The sequence below is a fragment of the Moorella naiadis (nom. illeg.) genome, from assembly GCF_051020825.1.
In the GTDB taxonomy this organism is placed as follows: domain Bacteria; phylum Bacillota; class DSM-521; order Neomoorellales; family Neomoorellaceae; genus Neomoorella; species Neomoorella naiadis.
This window is the reverse complement of sequence record NZ_JAXGFQ010000009.1, coordinates 50,296-68,964: the sequence shown is the minus strand read 5'-3', so window position 1 is coordinate 68,964 and position 18,669 is coordinate 50,296. Positions and strand designations below refer to the sequence as shown.

The following is an 18,669-nucleotide window of genomic DNA, read 5'->3' as shown; positions in this document are numbered from 1 at the left end:
TTACCACATACCGATTCCCCGAGCTACCAGGCGCCGCCGGCAGCCAACTCGTTTCATTTCTAATCTCAATCCGGTAGCATCCACCGGGTCGCCCCGGCGGGCATAAACCTGGATTCCCTCCGGCGTCGCCGTTTCCTCATAGTTTTCTTTATCCCCGGGTACGCTGGTAAAAACCACAGCTTCAACGGCAGGCCCACCGGCCGTACCGACGCTCTCCAGCCGGACAGTTACCGCCCCACCGTTTTTGAGGATAAACTCCCGGGCTTCTTCGGTAATGGTTACCTTCATTAAGCAATATACCTCCGTCTAAAAACTTTTGTCTAAAAAATAATGCCCCTATTTTGCCTTTGCAGATATACCGCTGGGGGTAGGGAGTCCCGTCTCCTTTCCCTAACATTATACCCTAATTCTAACCACCTGGAAAAGGGGCAATTTCCCTGGCCCCATTCAAGGGTTTGACCTGCGGGGGAAGGCCTGCCAGAAAACGGGGCCGCCGATGATTATCTGCAGGTAGTAGGTGAAAAAACGCCAGACGGCAATAAAGCCCCCCAGGAAATGAGAAGGTAGCAGAGGTTTGAAAACGAGGGCGGCCCCCATTTCCGCCAGGCCGCTGCCGCCGGGCAGGGGGATGGTCGAGATGACGAAGTAGATGACTATCTGCTGGGCAACCACCTGCAACCAGGAGGCGGGGATGCCGAGGCCCTCCAGGAGCAGGGGGCCGTTGAGAAAAACGCATCCCCAGGTAACCACCGTCCAGAGGGTGACGGGGATCAACCCGCGGGCCTTTGATCTGAGCATCAAGGCAAAGGTGCGGGAGAAAAGCAAAACCTCGTGGTAGACCCGCCGGGCCAGGGAGTAGCGGCGCCGGGAAAGCCTGCCGGGAACGAACTGGCAAACTTTTAAGGTTGCTAGATAAATAAAACGCGGGTAACGTAAAAGCCAGCCGACGCCCAGGACCAGAAGCAAAAGCCAGCCAACTCCCAGCAAGAGCAAGGAGCCTACCTCCCCCGAATTGTGACCAAAACCCAACCAGAGGGCCAGGGGTAAAACGGGCAAAAAGAAGCCCAGGGTCCAGGCTGCCTGGACGGCAGCCACCGTCAAGCTCTTATCTAGGGAGATACCGTAACGGGTAAGTAAATAGGTCTGCACCGGTGGCCCGCCGGCGCCAAAGGGGGTTACCCCCAGGGCAAAGGCCGTACTTAGGGCCACCGTTAAAGCCCGGTGAAAGGGCATCTTGTCCCCCAGCAAGTCCAGGATAACCTGGACCCTGACGGCCTCGGCCACCCACAGGCCGAAGGATAAGACAAAAGCCAGGCCCAGGTAAACCGGCTTAAACCGGCCCAGGATGGCCAGCATATCGCCAGGGGAAAACCCGCGCCCGGCCAGGGCCAGGCCGCAGATACTCAGGATGACTGCGGCCAATAAACCGGTACGGAGGGATTTGATTACCCCGGTTTGCATCATCGTTATTAACCTTTCATCTGATTTATAGTGATTTATAGTGATTTATAGATTTTAAAGTGGCCCCACCAAATTTCTACCTGGAGGGGCTCCGGCCCGGAGGCAACCCCAACCTGTGCCGCCGGACGACACCGGCAGACGGGGCTATCTTTATAATTATACCGGATTATACCTAAAAATCCCATCAAAATATCTGGCTCACCATAAAAAAGGGGACCTGCTGCGGTCCCCTGCGAAAATCTTACGTGAGTGCGAAGATGGGAAACAATGGTTAAGATCTTGCCGTTGCTACCCGTTTTTTAACAGCCTTAAATCCCTGGTTAAAGCTCAAAGTTTCCTGGGGCAGGGCCAGTTCCTTCTCCCCGTCGATAAACAGCCGGTGCCAGAGTTCCAAGACCATTAAGGCAAAGATCTGGCGCCCCCGGGCCGGGTGGGGCCTGGTGTCCTGCAGGAGCCGGTCAATATCCTCCTGGCGGAAATAATGACGCTCGCGAAACTGGGGTGAAGTTAACAGGTTAACAGCAAAGGAATGCAACTCGCCGTTAACCCAGACGGTAATAGGAGCTGTAAAACCCAGTTTCTGGCGCTGGAGGATGGCTGCCGGCAGGAGGGCCGCCGTTGCCTTCCTGAGGATATATTTTAAGCTATTACCCCTCACCTTAAAGTATGCCGGCAGGGCAGCGGCGAACTCCACCACCCGGTGGTCCAAAAAGGGCACCCGCAGTTCCAGGGAGCGGGCCATGGTCAGCTTATCGCTCTTGATCAAGGTATCATCGGCTAACCAGTATTTAATATCAAAATAAAGCATTTTCGCCAGGGTCTCAGTTTCCCCCTGCCCCTGAAAATAGTTAGCCAGCTGGTTTTCAAAGAAAGATCCCTGGACCTCCCGCCCCAGGGCCGGTCCATACAGGCCAGCCTTCTCCTCTTCGCTAAAGGTAAAGCCTACCCCCCGGTACCAGGCCTCTACCGGCAAGGCCGCCCGTCGCAGGAAGTTCTTCCCCGGCCAGCCGGCAGGCCAGCAGGCCGCCAGGGAAGCCAGCAGACGTTGCTTCATGGGCAGGGGTAGCCTGTGCAGCAGGGTTCGCTGCCACGGTTCCAGGTAGACTTCATAGCCGGCGAAAATCTCATCGGCCCCCTCGCCGGACAGGACGACCTTAACCCGGCCGGACGCCTCGCGGCTGATAAAATATAAGGGGATCATGGTGGGATCCCCCAGGGGTTCCTCTAGCTGCCAGACCATCCTGGCCAGGGCTTCAGGTACCTCCCCGGGGGCGACCTCAATCTCGTGGTGGTCGGTGGCGTAATACCGGGCCAGGCCCCGGGCAGCAGCCAGTTCCCAGAAACCCTGGTGAGGCTGATTGGCACGGGTGAAGCCCAGGGAAAAGGTCTGCAGCCTGCCCACCCCTTCCCTGGCGGCCAGGGCCAGGATGGTGCTGCTGTCCAGACCGCCGCTCAAGAACAGCCCTACCGGGGCTTCGCTCTGGAGATGGCTGCCTACTGTTTCCTGGAGTAAAGCCAGCAAAGTAGCCGCTGCCTCATCAGCAGTACCGGTAAAGCTTCCCGGCGCCGGCAGATCCCAGTAACCCTCATCCTTGACCCGGCCCTGGTGGTAAGTCAGGTAGTGCCCTGGACGAAGCTTGTAGATTTCCCGAAAAAAGGTCAAGGGTGCCGGGACAAAGCGCAGGGTCAGGTAGCTGTCGATGGCCGCCAGATTCGCCGCCGCGTTAACTCCCGGCAGGGTGAGAAGGGGTTTAATCTCCGAGGCAAAGGCTAGGTTGCCGGACACCATAGTGTAGTATAAGGGTTTAATCCCCAGGCGGTCCCGGGCCAGGAGTAAACAGCGCTGCCGGCGATCCCAGAGGGCCAGGGCAAACATGCCTTGCAGCTCACCCAAGCAATCCAGGCCTCTCTCTTCATAAAGGTGGAGGATAACCTCGGCGTCACTGCCGCTGCGAAAGATATGCCCCCGGGCCTGCAATCCCCGCCGCAGCTGCCGGTAATTATAAATCTCCCCGTTACAGATGAGCCAAAGGGTATCATCCTCGTTGCTCAAGGGCTGGTGTCCACCGTCTAAATCGATGATGCCCAGACGCCGGAAGCTCAAGCCGCAACCCGGTTCCCGGTGCAAGCCCTGGTCATCGGGGCCGCGATGGTACATGGCCCCGGCCATAGCCTCCAGCAGACCGGCCGTAGAGGTCTGCCGCGGATCAGCGTAAGCTATGCCACCTATGCCACACATATTTTCCCTTTCCTTTGCCCGATTTTCGCCAGCCAGTATAACACTTGCAGATTAAACCCGGTTTAAAGGTTCTTATTATCACTCCAGGGGCAACCGAACCTTAAAGGTTGTCCCCCGCCCCAAGGTGCTTTCCACTGTGATCCGGCCGCCGTGGGCCCGGGCGATCCAGTCGCAGATGGCCAGGCCCAGGCCGAAACCGCCCTCGGCCCGGGAGCGGGCTTTATCAACCCGGTAGAAACGCTCAAAGATATGGGGCAGGTGTTCCGCGGGGATGCCGACCCCGGTATCCTGGATCTGAAGCAAAGCCTCCCGGCCGGACCTTTCCAGGGTGATAATCACCTCACCAGCCGGCGTATATTTGATGGCGTTTTCCACCAGATTGGCCAGGAGCTGGGTCAGGCGCGTCTGGTCGCCCTGGATACTCAATTGATCCTTGATCCTCGTCTTTAACAACAACCCTTTATCTGCCGCCATCCCCTGGAATTCAGCCGTCACCCCAGCTACCAGATCGCCTAAATCCAGGGGCTCCCTTTCCAGTTGCTCCTGGCTGTCGTCGCTGCGGGCCAGGATGAGAAGTTTCGCTACCAGGTTGCCCATCCACTCCGTCTGGTCGCGAATGACCTCCAGGGCCTGGCGGTATTCCCCCGGCGAGTGCCGTCGTTGCAACACCGCCTCGGCCTGGCTGCGGATGACGGCCAAGGGGGTGCGGAGCTCGTGGGAGGCGTCGGCAGTAAACTGCCGCTGGCGCTGGAAGGCCCGATCCAGGCGATCCAGCATCTCATCCAGGGTAGCCACCAGACGCCCTACTTCATCATTGCCGTGGGGCAGGTCCAGGCGCCGCTGCAAATCGGTGGCGCTAATCCGGCGCGCCTTGGCGGCAATGTGGTCAATAGGGCTCAAGGCCCGTCGGGCCAGGAAGAAGCCGCCGCCGGCCGCTAACACCAGGGTTAACGGAATGGCGATAAGGATAAATAATAACAGGCGGTCCAGGGGATTTTCGGCCTCTTCCTCGGAACGCGCCACCAGAACCCGGTACGCTTGCTGTCCCTGTTCTCTGACTGGAACCAGCAAAACCCGCCATTCGGTCCCCGGGGTCTCCACCGTAACCGGCTGGTTACCCGCCAGGCCCGCCACCGGTATCCTGGCGGCCAAGTCCGCCGGCAGGTTGGTACTTACGATTTTGCCGTTGGCGTCGTAAAAGGCGAAATAGGTCCCCGGCAGGAGGGACAGGTTGGGGTCCAGGCGCGGCCGCCCGTTCTCGGTATCCATGCTGCTTAAGACCTGTTCCCCCTGGGATAACAGCACGGCGTCCAGCCCCTTTTTCAGGCTCAGGGACATGTTAATGTAGATGAAAGCGCTGAAGCCGCCCAGGATAACGGCCAGCAGCAGGACGTACCAGGCCGTGAGGCGCCAGCGCAGGGGTATATCGCCCAGGCGGGCCAATATTCTCTGCCGCAAATTTAAGTCTCCTAAAAATCGCTCCTGTGGAATCGAAGCATGTTTAATCCTGGTACCTGCATGACAGCGCCGCTAATGCTCCTGCGGCATCTAGTCTAAGGTTGGTTCCCGCAGGCTATAGCCGCTGCCGCGAAAAGTATATAGTAACTTGGGCTCAAAATTATCATCAATTTTACGCCGCAGGTAGCGGATGTAGACGTCGACTATGTTAGACATGCCGCTGAAGTCATAATCCCAGACGTGCTCGGCGATCTGGGTGCGGTTAAGGACCCGGTTGGGATTACGCATCAGGTATTCCAGCAGGGCGTACTCCTTGTTGGTCAGGTTAATTTCCTTCTCACCCCGGCGTACCTGGCGAGAGACAGTATCCATAGTTAGGTCTCCAACCTGCAGGACAGTGCTCTTATTCTCACTCTCCCGCCGTAACAAGGCGCGGACGCGGGCCAGGAGCTCGGCCAAAGCAAATGGCTTGGTCAGGTAATCATCGGCCCCGGCATCCAGCCCCTTGACCTTGTCGGCCACCGTATCCCGGGCCGTAAGCATGAGGACCGGGGCCTGGATGCGCTCATTGCGCAGACGCCGGATAACCTCCATGCCATCCAGCCGGGGCAACATGAGGTCCAGGATTATCAGGTCATAAAGAACCGTTTCCGCAAAGGCCACCCCTTCCTCGCCGTCGTAGGCTATATCAGCGGCGTAGCCTTCCTCCCGCAGGCAACGGGCCAGGGTGTTGGCCAGGGTAGTCTCATCTTCAACGATCAGGATGCGCAACCTCACCGCCTCCCCTTTTCTCCAGCTTTTTTAGCCACTTTACTATCTCAGCTATCTATAGTAACATCTTTTCATTAAAAAAAGATGAAAAAACCTGCCGGGGTCAACAGGTTTTGCTTAATTTTTTCCAGTCAGGTATAGTCGGGATGAAACCATTAGCAAAGATCGTGGGCTTTATCTTTATGATCTTGATTAAGACCATCTGCGGCCAGGATACGGCAAAAAACATCCACTATTTGCGGATCAAACTGGCTACCGGCGCAACGCTTTAACTCCCTGACAGCCTCAACCGGGGTCAGGGCGGGCCGGTAAACCCGGTTGGTAGTCATGGCGTCATAGCAATCGGCTACACTTAAGATACGTGCTTCTAGGGGAATAGCCTCTCCCTTCAGCCCTTGGGGGTAGCCCCGGCCGTCATAGCGTTCGTGGTGATAAAGGACTGCCCGGGCAATCCCTTCTTCGATTTTATCAACCTTTTTTACTATATTGTAGCTTAACTGCGGGTGGCGGCGGATAGCTTGCCATTCCTCCGGCGTCAACCGCCCTGGTTTATTCAAGCAGGCGTCATTAATGCCAATTTTCCCGATGTCATGGAGTAATCCGGCCAGGTACAGGCTCTCTTGATAATCCCGGGGTAAATCTAAAGCGGCGGCCAGCCGGCGGGCATAACCAGCTACCTGGCGCGAGTGCCGGCCGGTATACTGGTCACGCAGATGTAATGCCTCCAGCAGGGCGGCCGTAGTAATATACAGGTTTTGGCCCAGTTGTCGCCGCTGCCGGGCGAGACGCCTTAATAGTTCTACCAGCACGGGGTCCAGCAGGTAAAAGCCTAAAACTATAATCAAATCAACATAATCAGTAGCTTTGAGGAAGGAAAAGGTCACCGGGTTGATAAAGAGACGCAGGTAACCTGCCGCCAGGGCGGTTACCAGGCCATCAATGAAGGAATTCATTGCGGCTACGGTTATCGGAATAAGGTACAGAAAATCGATGATAATCTGGGCCGGCAGGTTCCGAACGTGATAGTTCAACATCGTAACGACCATTAATAAAAGGAAAGCTGTACCCCGTAAAAATATTCTCACTGTAGGGTTTGGCAAGACTAGATAGTTGATTGTTAATCTGGGAACAATCCTTGCGCCCATAAAACTACTATCTTTGCTCATGGCCAGACCCCCCTGGGTGCGATGTTAAAAGGTTTGACTTCAGCTGCTATGCTACATCTAGGTTAAAGATGCGTAAAGTAATAGTGTTTAAGAGCAGCCGGTGCTTATGAGGGTAGTCTCGACCAGGGGGCGACCGTAAAGGATATAAAGAGCGTAAAAGGGAATGATCCGCGCTTGGGAAATTAGCACGGGTAGAAGGCAAGATATGGCCTTGCAACCGCGGGTAAGCAGACAGGCCGGAGGGTGCTTGCAGCGTTGAGGGAGTAGTTCTTGCGCCGGATATGAAGCATAGGGAAGGAAAAACGAATACATCCAGGCATGGGGGATTTATTTTTTCTGGTAGGGATGGTAAAATATACCCCCCCCCCCCCCGGAAGTTACTGGGATTAGTGGGGCTTAATAGCATTATTTCGCCCTCTTTATTGGTATTTATTGCATATTTTTTATTCGACACGTTTTACCTAAATCCTCCATCCTACATCAATTTTTACAGCATCACTTTTAAGCGAAATTAATCGCTGTTTCCCTAAGTCACCTTAACCCAGTATTAAAGCCAGGGGACAGCCATATTGCTGTCCCCTGGCTAAAAGACCCTTTCCTTATCAGATCGCCACCTGTCAGCTTTACCGAACACTCGGACCGTGTTTTTCCCCTGTGCCTTGGCCATGTAGAGGGCGCTGTCGGCAGCATCAATCAACTCCCCGATTGTGGCGGCATCCAGAGGGTAGGTGGCCAGCCCGATACTCACCGTCAACACCCGGCCCGGACCGCAGCCCTCATTATCGATAGCGGCGTTCATGATATTCCGGCGTACCCTTTCGGTTACAGCAGTTGCTTCCAGGGTATTAGTTTCTGGCATGATCATGACAAATTCTTCGCCGCCGTAACGCGCTGCTATATCGACCTCCCGGATGCTGGATTGGATGATGGCTGCTATTCTTTGGAGGGTTTTGTCTCCCTGCCGGTGGCCGTGAGTGTCGTTATAAACCTTAAAGTCATCGATATCGAGCATGGCTAAGGTAAAGGTACGCTGGTAACGCCGGGCGCGGGCCAGCTCTTTTTCTAGCAACTCCATCATATGCTGGTAGTTATATAAACCCGTCTTGGCGTCAATGGTGGCTTGGCGTTTCATGGCTTCGTACAGCTGGGCGCGCTCAACGGCCAAGGCGGCATAACCGGCGATGATCTCCGCCAACCGGACCTCGTCGGCGCTAAATCCTCCTTCTTTTTGTAAAAAGACGGCGCCGCCAACCTCCTGGCCGATGACCAAGGGCAGGGTCAAGTCTCGCCCTGCTAGCCTGGCCGATTGTCTGGCTCCGGCTGCCAGATCTCCCGGCGGGGCACTATGCACCAGGGTTTCTTCCAGGGTATAACCTTGCCATTCGCCGCTGCCATTGACCAGGTACAATCCGCCGGTGCAGTGGAACAGCTCCCGCAGGTGCCGGGTAATAATTCTGGCTGTCAGCTCCAGGTCCAAACAGGCACCCAATTCCCTGGTCATATCCTGGATTACCGTAAGCTCTTGCACTTTCGTTTCCAGGTTGCTGTTGGCGGCAGTTAATTCTTGATTAAAGGTTTCCAGACGCGCAATGAGTTTATCTTTTACCTCCAGGTATTCCCGAAAACTGAGGGCGTAAGCCATCATTACTTCCAGAAGCAGGTCGAAGGACATGAGAATCAGGCCCGGTACCCGCAAGGGGGAGATATCCCTGAAGAGTCCTTCCAGGGCTTCCAAGTGAAATTGGACTAGATCTTCAGGACCAACGCCCCTCTCAACCAGCGCTTTGCTCAATTTTGAGGCTTCATAGAGGATGGCTTCGCTCTGCTGCCGGCTATATTGCCGTAAGAGCTCGAGGTAGGCTTCCTGCCATTTTATTTCCATTGCGGGCTCGCCCTCCATTACCTGGCAACTATAACGGCGACGTCATCATCCCGGCGGCCGTAACCTTCCCCTATTAGCCGGGCCAGTTCCTGCGGGGGAAGGGGGGAATTCACTAAAGCGGCCGGAGAGACCGCGCCTTCCTGAATACCGTCCGAGTGGATTAAAAAAAGATCCCCCTCCTGATATGGCCCCCGATGAATTAAAAGCCGGCGCGGGTAATTATAACCCAGGATACCAGGAGTAGTTAAAGGGGTTACTATCTTGCCGGCCAGGATCTGTAAAAGGATATTACCTACAACGGCTGCCTGCCAAAGGCCCCCTTTTTTATCAACCTGGCACAGGGCGGCAACGGCTCCCCTGGTCCCTATTAACCTTTGATGACAACGCCGGAATATATTTTCCAGGCCGACATCCAGGCCGGTTTCCAGGCAAGCAATAGCTTCAGCCGCAGCCCGGGCGGCTTCTGGTCCGTGGCCAATACCGTCAACTACGGCCAGATTAAGAATACCTGCTTCGTCCTTGACCAGGCAGGCATCACCGCAGGTGAATTCCCCTTCCCTGGCCCGGGTATAAATTCCTACTTCCAGTGCTTCCACTTCCCAATCCTGATAGTGGTACCCCGGCCGGCCCGGGATTCTATGTCAAAGGTATCCATTAGTCGCTTAGCTCCAGAGAGGCCCGCACCCAGGCCATTACTGGTCGAATAGCCGTCCCTTAAAGCCTGCTCGATATCGGCGATGCCTGGCCCTCGGTCGCTGACGGTAATCACGATGCCCTGGCGTTCTCCCTCGGCTACCGCTTCTATATCCACCTTGCCGGAACCGGCGTAAAGGATCACGTTGCGAGTCAGTTCCGAGACGGCCGTGGCTATCCGCACCTGGTCCACTGTGTTGAAGCCTATTTGCCGGGCCAGTTCCCGGGCTGCCTGCCGGGCCGTAATTATATCATATTCGCTGGTGATGGGGAGGGTTTGCCCAGATGTCATTTTGGCTCCCCCCTGGCCCTACCTTTTAACATATCCAGGCCCTTTTGCAAGTTCAAAGCCGTGGCCATACCCTGGAGATCCAGGCCCATCTCCGTTAAAGTAATGGCTACCGCCGGGTTGATGCCCGTCAGGACAAAGGGCAGGCCCAGCAACCCGGCCAGCCTGCCGATCTCCATGAGGACCCTGGTCACGAAACTGTCCACCACTTCCAGGGCACTGATATCAATCACCAGGCCCGCGCCGGCATCCCGGGTGATATTATATAATAAATCCTCCTTAAACTGGATAACACTCTGGTCGTGAAGGGTTTCTTCAATGGTCACCAGCCAGAAATTATCTACTTTAAGGATGGGTACCCGGTTATGCATCATCCCGTTCCACCCGCTCCAGCTTATAACCCAGCCAGCGAAAAGCCAGTACCAGCCCGGCCTGGAGGTTGTTTTTAGTGATAATATCCTGGAAGTCAATCCCCAGGCGGACAATTGTCTGGGCCAGTTCCGGCCTGATGCCGACTAAGATACAGCGGCTGCCTAAAAGCCTGGCGGCCTTGACGGTTTTGATCAAGTGATGGGCTACCTGGGTATCTACCACCGGCACGCCGCTGATGTCGATCAGGGCAACCTCGGCCTGGTATTGGACGATGCCTGCTAAGAGATTATCCATTATCTCTTTGGCCCGGCGGGTATCGATGGTGCCGATTAACGGCAGCAAAAGGATGTCCTGCATTAAAGGGATGACCGGAGTAGACAGCTCCATTAAAGCTTCGTTTTGCTTCTCGATAACCTCGCGCTGGGTCTGTAGGGCTGTTCGTAACAAGAAGGTCGTTCCTTTAAAGATATGTTCCCGCACAGTGCTTATATAAGGTACTGCTGCCTGGAGATCGGTACCCTGATCCTGTAAAGTCCCGATAAAGCTATCCAGAATTTTTTCCAATATTAGCTGGAGGTTTTCAATATGGTAACCCCGGGCAAAGAGTAGCTTAACTTTATCTGTGATTTCTTTCTCCAGCTCCGCCGTCGTAAAAGCGGGCTGCTCAATATCTGCCGCCAGGGCCAGGCAAAGGTCTCGGGTTAAAGCGGAAATCTCGTTCCATTGCAGGTCGACCCGTCCCTCTTTTTTTAAGAGTTCAATGGCAGCATTGATAATAGTTTCTGGTTCGATTTCACCGAACACACCCACGACTTTTTCCTCCTTAATTTGACATTAATAGACAAGGTAATTATAGAAGTCCCCCTTCTTGCCGTCAAGAAAATTTTACCTTGATTGCCCTAATTTAATGCGCTTTTAATCTTTATGCTGTATAATGCTGTATATTGAACCTTAACATTCCCCGGTTAAGGAGGCCTTCCTGATGGACGGGCACCTGTTTGCGGCCATCAACAACCTGGCCGGCCACTGGCGTGACCTGGATCTACTCATGCGCTTTATGGCCCTTTACGGCCCCTTCGTTTTGTTGTTACCCTATATCTACTTCTGGTTTGCCGGCCGGGGGGAAAAATCCGGCGAGGAGCGCTTGCTGGTCCTCAAGGCCGCAGCGACAGCCTCCCTGGCCCTGGTCATCAACCTGGTTATCGGTACTTGCTACTACCGGCCCCGCCCCTTTGTCCATAACCATGTCAAGCTTTTGATCCCCCACGCTCCGGATTCCTCCTTCCCCAGCGATCATGCCGCCCTGGCCTGGGCCCTGACGTGGAGCGCCCGGTCTAAAGGCCTGCATTACGGCCTGATGGTTTTGTCGCTGGTAATAATGATCGCCCGGGTTTACGTCGGGGTCCACTACCCTGCGGATGTTATCGGCGGCGCCGTGGTAGGCATAGTGGCCAGCATTATCGTTGCCTATCTTTGGCCCAGGATTGTTCCCGTAGCCAGGCGGCTGGCCTTGATCCTGCCCTGAAGCTGTAATCCCTGTGCAAAGCAATGGACCAGCTACAAGATTAAATCTTCCCTATTTTATTTCTTAGTGTTATAATAGGTTTCACAAGATGTTACCAAGGAGATGATCTCGCATGGTTGGCCCGTTGTACAGCAATTACTGGTCCCCTAATTATTGGCTGGCGAGTTATCTCTTAAATCCCTCAGCGCCTTCTTACCCTTACCAGCCGGGAGCACCACTCAACATAGCTCAGGAAGCCTTATGGGTTAATAACTGGAACCGGCAGCAGCCTTCTCTCTTGGCCAATAGCTTGGCCACTCTGAGCAACTATGGCCGCCAGCTTTGGGAGGCTTCCCAGCCCTTACAGCTTAGCACCAGCGCTAATGTATTCTTGCAGAGAACAACAACTTCATCTGCTCCCAGCGCCGTTACTGCCCAGGCCCAGCCGGGGGCAACTTTAGCTACTTATACTATGAGCATAAGCCAGATCGCCACCGCCCAGCAAAACATGGGCCTCGCCCTGACCAGCGCCGCGGCTACCGGGCTGGCGCCAGGTAGTTATAATTTCAACCTGCAAACAGGCGGCAAGACTTATTCCCTATCCTTTACCGTTAATTCTGGCGATACTAACCTAACTGTACTCACTAACATGGCCAAGGCCATCAATGCTGCCGGCGCGCCGGTTACCGCCAAGGTAGCTACCGATACTGTAGCCGGTACCAGCCGCGTGGTTTTAACTGCCCAGAATACCGGTACCAGTAATGCCTTCACCTTAACTGATGTGACCGGCAATGCTGTCGCTTATAGTGGGGCTAACACGGTTTCTGTTGCGGCAGCCAATGCTAGTTACACCCTCAATGGTGTCCCTTACACTTCCACAAGCAACACCATCTACCTGGATAACCGAAAACTGAGTTTAAATCTCTTAGGTACAGTAACTAACGCCACCATTACAGTCACTCCTGATACCCAAGCTATAAACAACGCCATCAACAATTTCGTGACGGCCTATAACAACCTGGTGACCTTTACGGCGCAAAATTCACAGTATATCAGTCCGCAGCTACTTTCTATTTTAAAGCAAAGCTATAGTTATCAAGCCGCGAACCTGGCCGCCATAGGCATTACCCAGAACCAGAACGGCACCCTGGCTATTAACCAAACTGCCCTTACCAGCGCCCTCCAGAATAACTTGGGATTGGTAGAGACTGCCTTCAGTGGGGTCAACGGCTTGGCCGTATCAGCTGGGTTTAACGCCCAACAGATCGCCACCAACCCCCTAACTACCTTTGCTAACCCCTTACCACAGCTAAATACCCCTTACCTATCCTCTTACAATTGGTGGGGGTTTTTAAACACCGCCAATCTTTGGTCCCTCCTGCTGCCTCCGGGATCATTCTTTAATCAGTTGGTTTAATTGCCAGGGAGCCGGGAAAGGCACCAGGCCCTCACTCAGTTTGGCAATGTTCCCAGCGGTATGACTTCAATCCTTTATTGTTTCATAAATTTCTTCAAGGTGGGAGGCAGCCCGCCGGAAAGCCGCCAGAACCGCCGGGTCAAAGTGCCCCGGCTGTACCCGCCCGTCGCCGGCAGTAATAATCCGGCAGGCTTCCTGATGGGAAAAGGCGGGCTTATAGCTGCGTTTATTCCTTAAAGCGTCATAAATGTCGGCCACAGCCACAATCCGGCCCGCCAGGGAAATAGCCTCGCCCCGCAAGCCGGCAGGGTAGCCGCTGCCGTCCCATTTCTCGTGGTGGTGCAGGGCCACCTCCCGGGCTATTCGTAACCTGGGGGCGTCTCCCAGGATCCTGGCGCCGTGAAGGGGGTGCTGCTGCATCAACAACCATTCGTCCGGGGTTAGCCGGCCCGGTTTGCGTAAAATATCCGGGTGGATGTGAATCTTCCCCACGTCGTGCATCTGGGCCGCCAGGGCGATCTCCCGGCAGAAATCCGGTGGGCAGCCGAGGCCCCCGGCCAGCTCTGCGGCAAAGGTGCCCACCCGGACGATATGATTGCCTGTATCGTCGTCATTGGCCTCGGCGGCCCGGGCCAGGGCTTGGATGGTATAGTGAAAGGCCCCTTCCGTGTCCCGGATTTGCCCGGCCACCAGTTGTAAGAAACGGCTATATGTCAATAGGTTCTGCAGGACATCCCGCTCATAGGCCGTGACCGCCGCCGGGTAATTAAAGGCGGCTAGCAGTAAGGGGCCATCATAAAAGCAGGCGAAATTGTGAATAGCGCCGGTATAGCCCGTCACTTGGGAGGCAAAAAAATTGATTTCTTCTTCGCATTGAGGGTCGCCCCGGTTGCCGCAGAGGCCCTCTCCCCTGGCGCGGAGGATGCTCTGGACGGCCCCGGCATCTGCCGGCAAGGGAATTTTAATTGTTTCCTGCTTTATTGTTCCCTCTTGACGATAATAAAGCCAGCCTTGACTACGGCCCTGGCCGGCTGCCATAACTACCAGTACTGCCGCCGGCGCCAGCTCCTTTAACAAAAGTAACTGCTGCAAAAGCTCCCGCAGGGTCGCTTCTAACTCAAAATACAGGGGATTGAATTCCTGCAGCAGGCCCGCCACATGGCGGGTTAAAGAATTGATGTGTTCGTGGGCGTAGCGCAGCTGGTCGTTTAACTTTTTTACTCGTAACAACGAGCGCACCCTGGTCGTCAGTTCCAGCTCGTTAACCGGCTTGGTTAAAAAGTCGTCCGCCCCGGCGGCAAGTCCCTCGACCCGGTCCTGAAGCTGATCCAGGGCCGTAACCAAAATCACGGGTATAAAGCGAGTCGCCTCGTCTGCCTTCAGCCTGCGGCAGACGGTCAAGCCGTCCAGGCGCGGCATCATGATGTCCAGGAGGATGAGGTCCGGGTTTTCTTGGGCCACTACCGCCAGGGCCTCCTCGCCATCAGCAGCCGTCAGCACCTGGTAGCCGCCGGGCGCCAGCATGGCTTCCATTAAGGCCAGGTTTAGCTCATCATCGTCGACCACCAAGATCTTAGGCATTTTTTCCACCTGAAGCCTCTCCCTCCAGAAACCTCGCTACGGTTTGCAATACTACATCAACATCAATAGGTTTGGTGAGGTAGGCGTCACCCCCGGCGGCCCGGAAAAGTTCTTTCTCCCTCTCATAAGCGTAAGAACTAATAGCGACAACCGGGATATGGCGGGTCAAAGAGTCACCCTTCAGGACCTGGGTGGCGCTGATTCCGTCCAGGCCGGGTAGCTGGATATCCATCAAAATCAACCGGGGTTGTTGTTCCCGGGCCAGGCGGACCCCTTCCTCGCCATCAACGGCTTTCAAAACCTCATAATTCCCCAGGGTCAGGATTTCTTCCAGCAAGACCCGGTTGGCTTCGTTATCCTCGACTATTAAAATTGGTCCCGCCATGAAGTTTTCACCCCCGGAATCTTTATTAATCATCATTGCTCCTTCGTTTCTAGCCGTAGCGGCAAGGTGAAGTAGAAGGTGCTACCCTGGCCGGAGCCGGCGCTTTCCACCCATACCCGGCCCCCGTGCAGTTCAACTAGGCGGCGGACCAGGGCCAGTCCCAGGCCCGTCCCTTCATACTGGCGGGTATAACCGCTGTCGCCCTGGATAAAGGCCTCAAAAATCCTCTCCTGGTCTGCCGGCGCGATGCCGATGCCCGTATCGGCAACGCTAACCTGTACTTGATCACCGGGTAGAAGCCGGGCACGGACGGTAATCTTACCGCCGTCGGGGGTAAATTTAACGGCATTGCTCAACAGGTTATAGACTATTTGCTTCACTTTACGTTCATCGGCGGTAAGTTCCGGGATATCCGGGTCCACCTGTAAAATAACTTCCAACCGGTGCCGCACTGCTTTTTCTTTTACCATGATCAAACTGTTTTCCAGTAGTTTTGGCAGGGAAAAGGTGGCTGGCTCCAATTCAAGCTTGCCGGCTTCTATCTTCGACAGGTCCAGGATGTCGTTGATCAGGCTTAAGAGATGCCGGCCGCTGGTCAAGATATACTCGACATACTTAACCTGTTTTTCAGTTAAGGCCCCATAGTATTGCTTCTGCAATACCTGGGCAAAGCCGATAATGGCGTTTAAGGGCGTGCGCAGTTCATGGCTCATATTGGCCAGGAACTCCGATTTCATCTTGGAAGCCATATATAACTCCCGGATGGCTTTTTGCAGCCTTCCTTCCCTGTCCAGGAGCTGGGCATTCTGTACCTCTACTTGCCGCAGCAAGCGATAAAGCGCCAGGCCCAGAACCATTATAGCCAACAGTAGTATCCCAGTTACTACTATCATTAATATGGTTATGTGGTGATTCCAGTCTAAGACAGCCTGCATTTGTTGGTCCCGGCGAGCCTCGAGGTTCGTATCCAACCGATCAAACTTATCTCTGAGGCGGTCCATGATGGATTTACTCCGGGAAAAATCAATACTGGCCGTCAAATTTTGTAAAGTCGCCGCCGGCCCCAATAGCTTACGGTCGGCCATAGCCGGACCGGCAATCTTCACTACCCAATCCTTAATTTCTTGTTTAATGCTCTCCAGGTAACTGCGGGAGGCGGCATCCCCGCTTAAATTCCCCGACAATTTTTGGTAATAATCCTGCACCTCTTGCTTTGCTTCATTGTAAGGATCCAGGAAAGCCGGATCGCCTGTCAAGAGGTAACCGCGTACCCCCGTTTCCATATCCATGACCAGCTTTTCTATGCTCTTCAGGTTGTACAAAGCCGTATAACTCTCCCGGCCTACCTGGTAATACCGACGGGCCAGTTCCGTCATTTGCTCATACAGCCAGAAAGTCTGGCCTATGACGCCAATAATTAACAAGACTATAATGCTCACTAGTACTCTGGAATTAAAATACTTTTTCATTTTCGGACCGCCACCTATAAGTTTTACTGGAAACGCCGCCCGGCGTCATAAAGGCCGCTGCCGGCGGTGTCTCAATTCCTCGGCCATAGTGGCACCTCCGGGGCCCCAAGCACCGTCCACCGACTTTTTTCTCCCTAAAGTGACACTATTCTACCAATTTAATTATAGGTGCTACCCTTTTTATCGTCAAGGAAAATTTTACCTGCGCCGGTAAAAACGCGGTCCTTAACCAAGTCAAGCTACCCGGCTTTGCAACAGCAAAAAAAATCCCCGCTGCGATAAAAGCAGGGATTTGTGCCGCTTTATGCGGCAGGTAAAGAGGAGGTCGTTGTTGTCGGCGCTGGGATGGAAGGAGTAGTTGTCGTACTGGTACCTGTTGTTGCGGGAGGTGTGGGGCTGGTACTTGTCGGTACTGTCGTAGTAGTTGGACTGCTGTTAACCGGACTTTCAGGCGCCGTTGTACCAGGTGGTGGAGACTCAGTACCTTGTCCTGCCTCGTTTTCGTTGCCTTCTTCAATATCAATGTTGCCGGTTGCTGCATCATAATGCACTTTATCTTTAAATACCTCACCCAGAAACCTCAAGGGTACAAAAGTACGGTTGCTGATTATTGCCGCGGGGACATCCAAATTGATTTTGGTGTCATTGACGGTTACTTCTGTACTTCCAGGCATAAGTACTACTGTAATTCCATTTTTTGTTATAGTTACGGTGTTGGTTGCCTCGTCCCAATTGATAGTCGCGCCTAGACCCTGGGTAACCGCCCTGACGGGGATAAGGGTCCGGTTTCCTTTAATCACTGGCGGTACATCAAATTTTATTTCTTTATTCTTAACCCGGATTCTACCTTGAAATTTCACCAGACCGGCATTTTGGGTTTCTTCCCTTACCTGGTTTTCTTCCCTCACCTGTGCTTCCGGGGTAACCTGGAGCCCGGAAATTTCCTTGTCTAGGTATCCTTGCACTTCTTTTTCTTCCTTCGTCCTGGCCCCCTCCTGCGATTTTATTTCTTGTTCTTTTGGTTCGGTTTCTTTCCTGTTTCTAGTCTCATCTTGAGCTTCGGTTGTCTGATCTTCTGACTCATCTTCTAATTGTTTATCTTCCCCTTTAACCTTAATCCCATAGTTAGCCCCTCCAGCGGTAACTACCGTATATTGGCCAGGACTATAGTTGTCATGACCATTACCCGGGAGGGCATAAGCTATGCCGGCTGGCAAGAGCAGGCCGGTTATGGCCAGGGTACTGATTAATTTTTTATACTTCATCCAGCATACCCCCTATAAAAATTTTAGGACAACCCGCCTCAGCCCGGGTTGCCCGTTATCGCCAAAAAATTTCACTATGGCTTACCCGGCAACCCGGCTGCCATAGCCTGTCAAGGCTTTAGGCCCGTGGCTTTGCGCCCCCGCCTTTCGGTCGGGTTTGCCCTTTGCGGTTCTTAAAAAGAATCATCGGCATATCTAATAATTTCTTGAGTGCCTGGCAGCAAATTAATTATATATTATCCATCTTTCATGCTTTCATGGCAAAAACCGGCTCACTGTTGCTAAGATTAGATCAACATCTATAGGCTTGGACAGGTAAACATTGCCCCCGGCTGCCAGGAAAAGTTGCTTTTCCCTTGCATAGGCATAAGAACTAACGGCCACAATAGGTATATCCCTGGTGCTGGGATTCTGTTTCAAGATTTTAGTCGCCTTTATCCCATCAATACCCGGTAGCTGCAAGTCCATAAAAATTAATTGTGGCTTTTGTTCTTGCGCCAGCTGGACCGCTGCTTCGCCATTAACGGCTTCTAAAACCTCATTGCCGGTCAACGCCAGGATATCCTTTAACAGCACTCTATTAGCTTCATTATCTTCTACCAGTAAGATTAAATGAGCCATTAAATTTGCCTCCAGTTAGATTTCTTTGCTGCTGAGGCGCACTTTAGTGACTCCCATCTCCAATAGGCCTCTGCTCATGGCATTGCCTCCTGTAAG

At 53.9% G+C, this 18,669-nt stretch carries 18 protein-coding genes, 2 pseudogenes and 1 riboswitch; of the genes and pseudogenes, 2 read left to right on the top strand and 18 right to left on the bottom strand.

Features of this window, described 5'->3' with window-relative positions; genetic code table 11:
* The 11 genes from SDD30_RS07800 to SDD30_RS07750 all read right to left on the bottom strand — a co-directional run bounded on the left by SDD30_RS07800 (position 1) and on the right by SDD30_RS07750 (position 11,141).
* The gene (locus tag SDD30_RS07800; protein WP_434074361.1) at positions 1–288 is read right to left on the bottom strand and encodes a CC/Se motif family (seleno)protein; all 288 of its coding nucleotides are present in this window, start codon (positions 286–288) and stop codon (positions 1–3) included.
* A gap of 159 nt (positions 289–447) precedes the next feature.
* Positions 448–1,464, bottom strand: coding sequence for a lysylphosphatidylglycerol synthase transmembrane domain-containing protein (locus SDD30_RS07795; protein WP_434074360.1), 1,017 nt, complete (start codon positions 1,462–1,464; stop codon positions 448–450).
* A 268-nt stretch (positions 1,465–1,732) separates the two neighbouring features.
* Positions 1,733–3,700 (bottom strand): asparagine synthase (glutamine-hydrolyzing), encoded by a 1,968-nt coding sequence (gene asnB, locus SDD30_RS07790; protein ID WP_434074359.1) that lies wholly within the window; start codon positions 3,698–3,700, stop codon positions 1,733–1,735.
* 78 nt (positions 3,701–3,778) lie between these two features.
* Positions 3,779–5,158, bottom strand: coding sequence for a sensor histidine kinase (locus tag SDD30_RS07785; RefSeq protein ID WP_434074358.1), 1,380 nt, complete (start codon positions 5,156–5,158; stop codon positions 3,779–3,781).
* Between the two features lie 90 nt (positions 5,159–5,248).
* Positions 5,249–5,929 (bottom strand): response regulator transcription factor, encoded by a 681-nt coding sequence (locus tag SDD30_RS07780; RefSeq protein ID WP_434074357.1) that lies wholly within the window; start codon positions 5,927–5,929, stop codon positions 5,249–5,251.
* A 155-nt stretch (positions 5,930–6,084) separates the two neighbouring features.
* Positions 6,085–7,095, bottom strand: coding sequence for an HD-GYP domain-containing protein (locus SDD30_RS07775; protein WP_434074356.1), 1,011 nt, complete (start codon positions 7,093–7,095; stop codon positions 6,085–6,087).
* Between the two features lie 583 nt (positions 7,096–7,678).
* Positions 7,679–8,977, bottom strand: coding sequence for a diguanylate cyclase (locus SDD30_RS07770; RefSeq protein ID WP_434074355.1), 1,299 nt, complete (start codon positions 8,975–8,977; stop codon positions 7,679–7,681).
* Positions 8,978–8,994: 17 nt separating this feature from the next.
* The gene (locus SDD30_RS07765; protein ID WP_434074354.1) at positions 8,995–9,573 is read right to left on the bottom strand and encodes a SpoIIE family protein phosphatase; all 579 of its coding nucleotides are present in this window, start codon (positions 9,571–9,573) and stop codon (positions 8,995–8,997) included.
* The gene (locus SDD30_RS07760) at positions 9,555–9,962 is read right to left on the bottom strand and encodes an anti-sigma regulatory factor (RefSeq protein ID WP_434074353.1); all 408 of its coding nucleotides are present in this window, start codon (positions 9,960–9,962) and stop codon (positions 9,555–9,557) included. Before SDD30_RS07760 ends, SDD30_RS07765 begins: the two co-directional genes overlap by 19 nt.
* Positions 9,959–10,333, bottom strand: coding sequence for an STAS domain-containing protein (locus SDD30_RS07755; protein ID WP_434074352.1), 375 nt, complete (start codon positions 10,331–10,333; stop codon positions 9,959–9,961). Before SDD30_RS07755 ends, SDD30_RS07760 begins: the two co-directional genes overlap by 4 nt.
* Positions 10,323–11,141: an STAS domain-containing protein gene (locus tag SDD30_RS07750; RefSeq protein ID WP_434074351.1), complete on the bottom strand. Its 819-nt coding sequence runs from the start codon at positions 11,139–11,141 to the stop codon at positions 10,323–10,325. The genes SDD30_RS07755 and SDD30_RS07750 overlap by 11 nt, the downstream gene beginning before the upstream one ends.
* Positions 11,142–11,313: 172 nt before the next feature.
* Here SDD30_RS07750 and SDD30_RS07745 point away from each other — a divergent pair, with 172 nt between their 5' ends.
* Both SDD30_RS07745 and fliD read left to right on the top strand, forming a co-directional pair.
* A complete protein-coding gene (locus tag SDD30_RS07745) occupies positions 11,314–11,856 on the top strand; it encodes an undecaprenyl-diphosphatase (RefSeq protein WP_434074350.1) in 543 nt (180 codons plus the stop codon).
* A gap of 277 nt (positions 11,857–12,133) precedes the next feature.
* Complete coding sequence (gene fliD / locus SDD30_RS07740) at positions 12,134–13,252, top strand: flagellar filament capping protein FliD (protein ID WP_434074349.1); 1,119 nt, start codon at positions 12,134–12,136, stop codon at positions 13,250–13,252.
* Between the two features lie 66 nt (positions 13,253–13,318).
* On the opposite strand, the gene SDD30_RS07735 is transcribed toward fliD, so the two are convergent.
* The 7 genes and pseudogenes from SDD30_RS07735 to SDD30_RS07705 form a co-directional block, all read right to left on the bottom strand.
* Complete coding sequence (locus tag SDD30_RS07735; protein ID WP_434074411.1) at positions 13,319–14,833, bottom strand: HD-GYP domain-containing protein; 1,515 nt, start codon at positions 14,831–14,833, stop codon at positions 13,319–13,321.
* On the bottom strand, positions 14,826–15,218 hold the full coding sequence (locus tag SDD30_RS07730) for a response regulator (RefSeq protein WP_434074348.1): 393 nt from the start codon (positions 15,216–15,218) through the stop codon (positions 14,826–14,828). Before SDD30_RS07730 ends, SDD30_RS07735 begins: the two co-directional genes overlap by 8 nt.
* A 32-nt stretch (positions 15,219–15,250) precedes the next feature.
* Positions 15,251–15,694, bottom strand: a complete 444-nt coding sequence (locus tag SDD30_RS07725) for a sensor histidine kinase (protein WP_434074410.1) — start codon at positions 15,692–15,694, stop codon at positions 15,251–15,253.
* 114 nt (positions 15,695–15,808) lie between these two features.
* Positions 15,809–15,964 (bottom strand): annotated as a pseudogene (locus tag SDD30_RS07720) (histidine kinase dimerization/phospho-acceptor domain-containing protein); the annotation flags it as partial.
* 198 nt (positions 15,965–16,162) lie between these two features.
* Positions 16,163–16,594: pseudogene (locus SDD30_RS07715) on the bottom strand (CHASE3 domain-containing protein); the annotation flags it as partial.
* Between the two features lie 395 nt (positions 16,595–16,989).
* Positions 16,990–17,904 (bottom strand): copper amine oxidase N-terminal domain-containing protein, encoded by a 915-nt coding sequence (locus tag SDD30_RS07710; RefSeq protein WP_434074347.1) that lies wholly within the window; start codon positions 17,902–17,904, stop codon positions 16,990–16,992.
* A gap of 132 nt (positions 17,905–18,036) precedes the next feature.
* Positions 18,037–18,124, bottom strand: a riboswitch (cyclic di-GMP riboswitch).
* 83 nt (positions 18,125–18,207) lie between these two features.
* Positions 18,208–18,573 (bottom strand): response regulator, encoded by a 366-nt coding sequence (locus tag SDD30_RS07705; protein ID WP_434074346.1) that lies wholly within the window; start codon positions 18,571–18,573, stop codon positions 18,208–18,210.
* Between the last annotated feature and the right edge of the window lie 96 nt (positions 18,574–18,669).

What these genes read in the sequence shown, in the direction of transcription:
- SDD30_RS07705 (WP_434074346.1), bottom strand. Translation starts at nt 18,573, where the DNA reads ATGGCTCATTTAATCTTACTGGTAGAAGATAATGAAGCTAATAGAGTG.
- SDD30_RS07770 (WP_434074355.1), bottom strand. Translation starts at nt 8,977, where the DNA reads ATGGAAATAAAATGGCAGGAAGCCTACCTCGAGCTCTTACGGCAATAT.
- SDD30_RS07735 (WP_434074411.1), bottom strand. Translation starts at nt 14,833, where the DNA reads ATGCCTAAGATCTTGGTGGTCGACGATGATGAGCTAAACCTGGCCTTA.
- SDD30_RS07795 (WP_434074360.1), bottom strand. Translation starts at nt 1,464, where the DNA reads ATGATGCAAACCGGGGTAATCAAATCCCTCCGTACCGGTTTATTGGCC.
- SDD30_RS07745 (WP_434074350.1), top strand. Translation starts at nt 11,314, where the DNA reads ATGGACGGGCACCTGTTTGCGGCCATCAACAACCTGGCCGGCCACTGG.
- SDD30_RS07755 (WP_434074352.1), bottom strand. Translation starts at nt 10,333, where the DNA reads ATGATGCATAACCGGGTACCCATCCTTAAAGTAGATAATTTCTGGCTG.
- SDD30_RS07775 (WP_434074356.1), bottom strand. Translation starts at nt 7,095, where the DNA reads ATGAGCAAAGATAGTAGTTTTATGGGCGCAAGGATTGTTCCCAGATTA.
- asnB (WP_434074359.1), bottom strand. Translation starts at nt 3,700, where the DNA reads ATGTGTGGCATAGGTGGCATAGCTTACGCTGATCCGCGGCAGACCTCT.
- SDD30_RS07730 (WP_434074348.1), bottom strand. Translation starts at nt 15,218, where the DNA reads ATGGCGGGACCAATTTTAATAGTCGAGGATAACGAAGCCAACCGGGTC.
- SDD30_RS07760 (WP_434074353.1), bottom strand. Translation starts at nt 9,962, where the DNA reads ATGACATCTGGGCAAACCCTCCCCATCACCAGCGAATATGATATAATT.
- SDD30_RS07800 (WP_434074361.1), bottom strand. Translation starts at nt 288, where the DNA reads ATGAAGGTAACCATTACCGAAGAAGCCCGGGAGTTTATCCTCAAAAAC.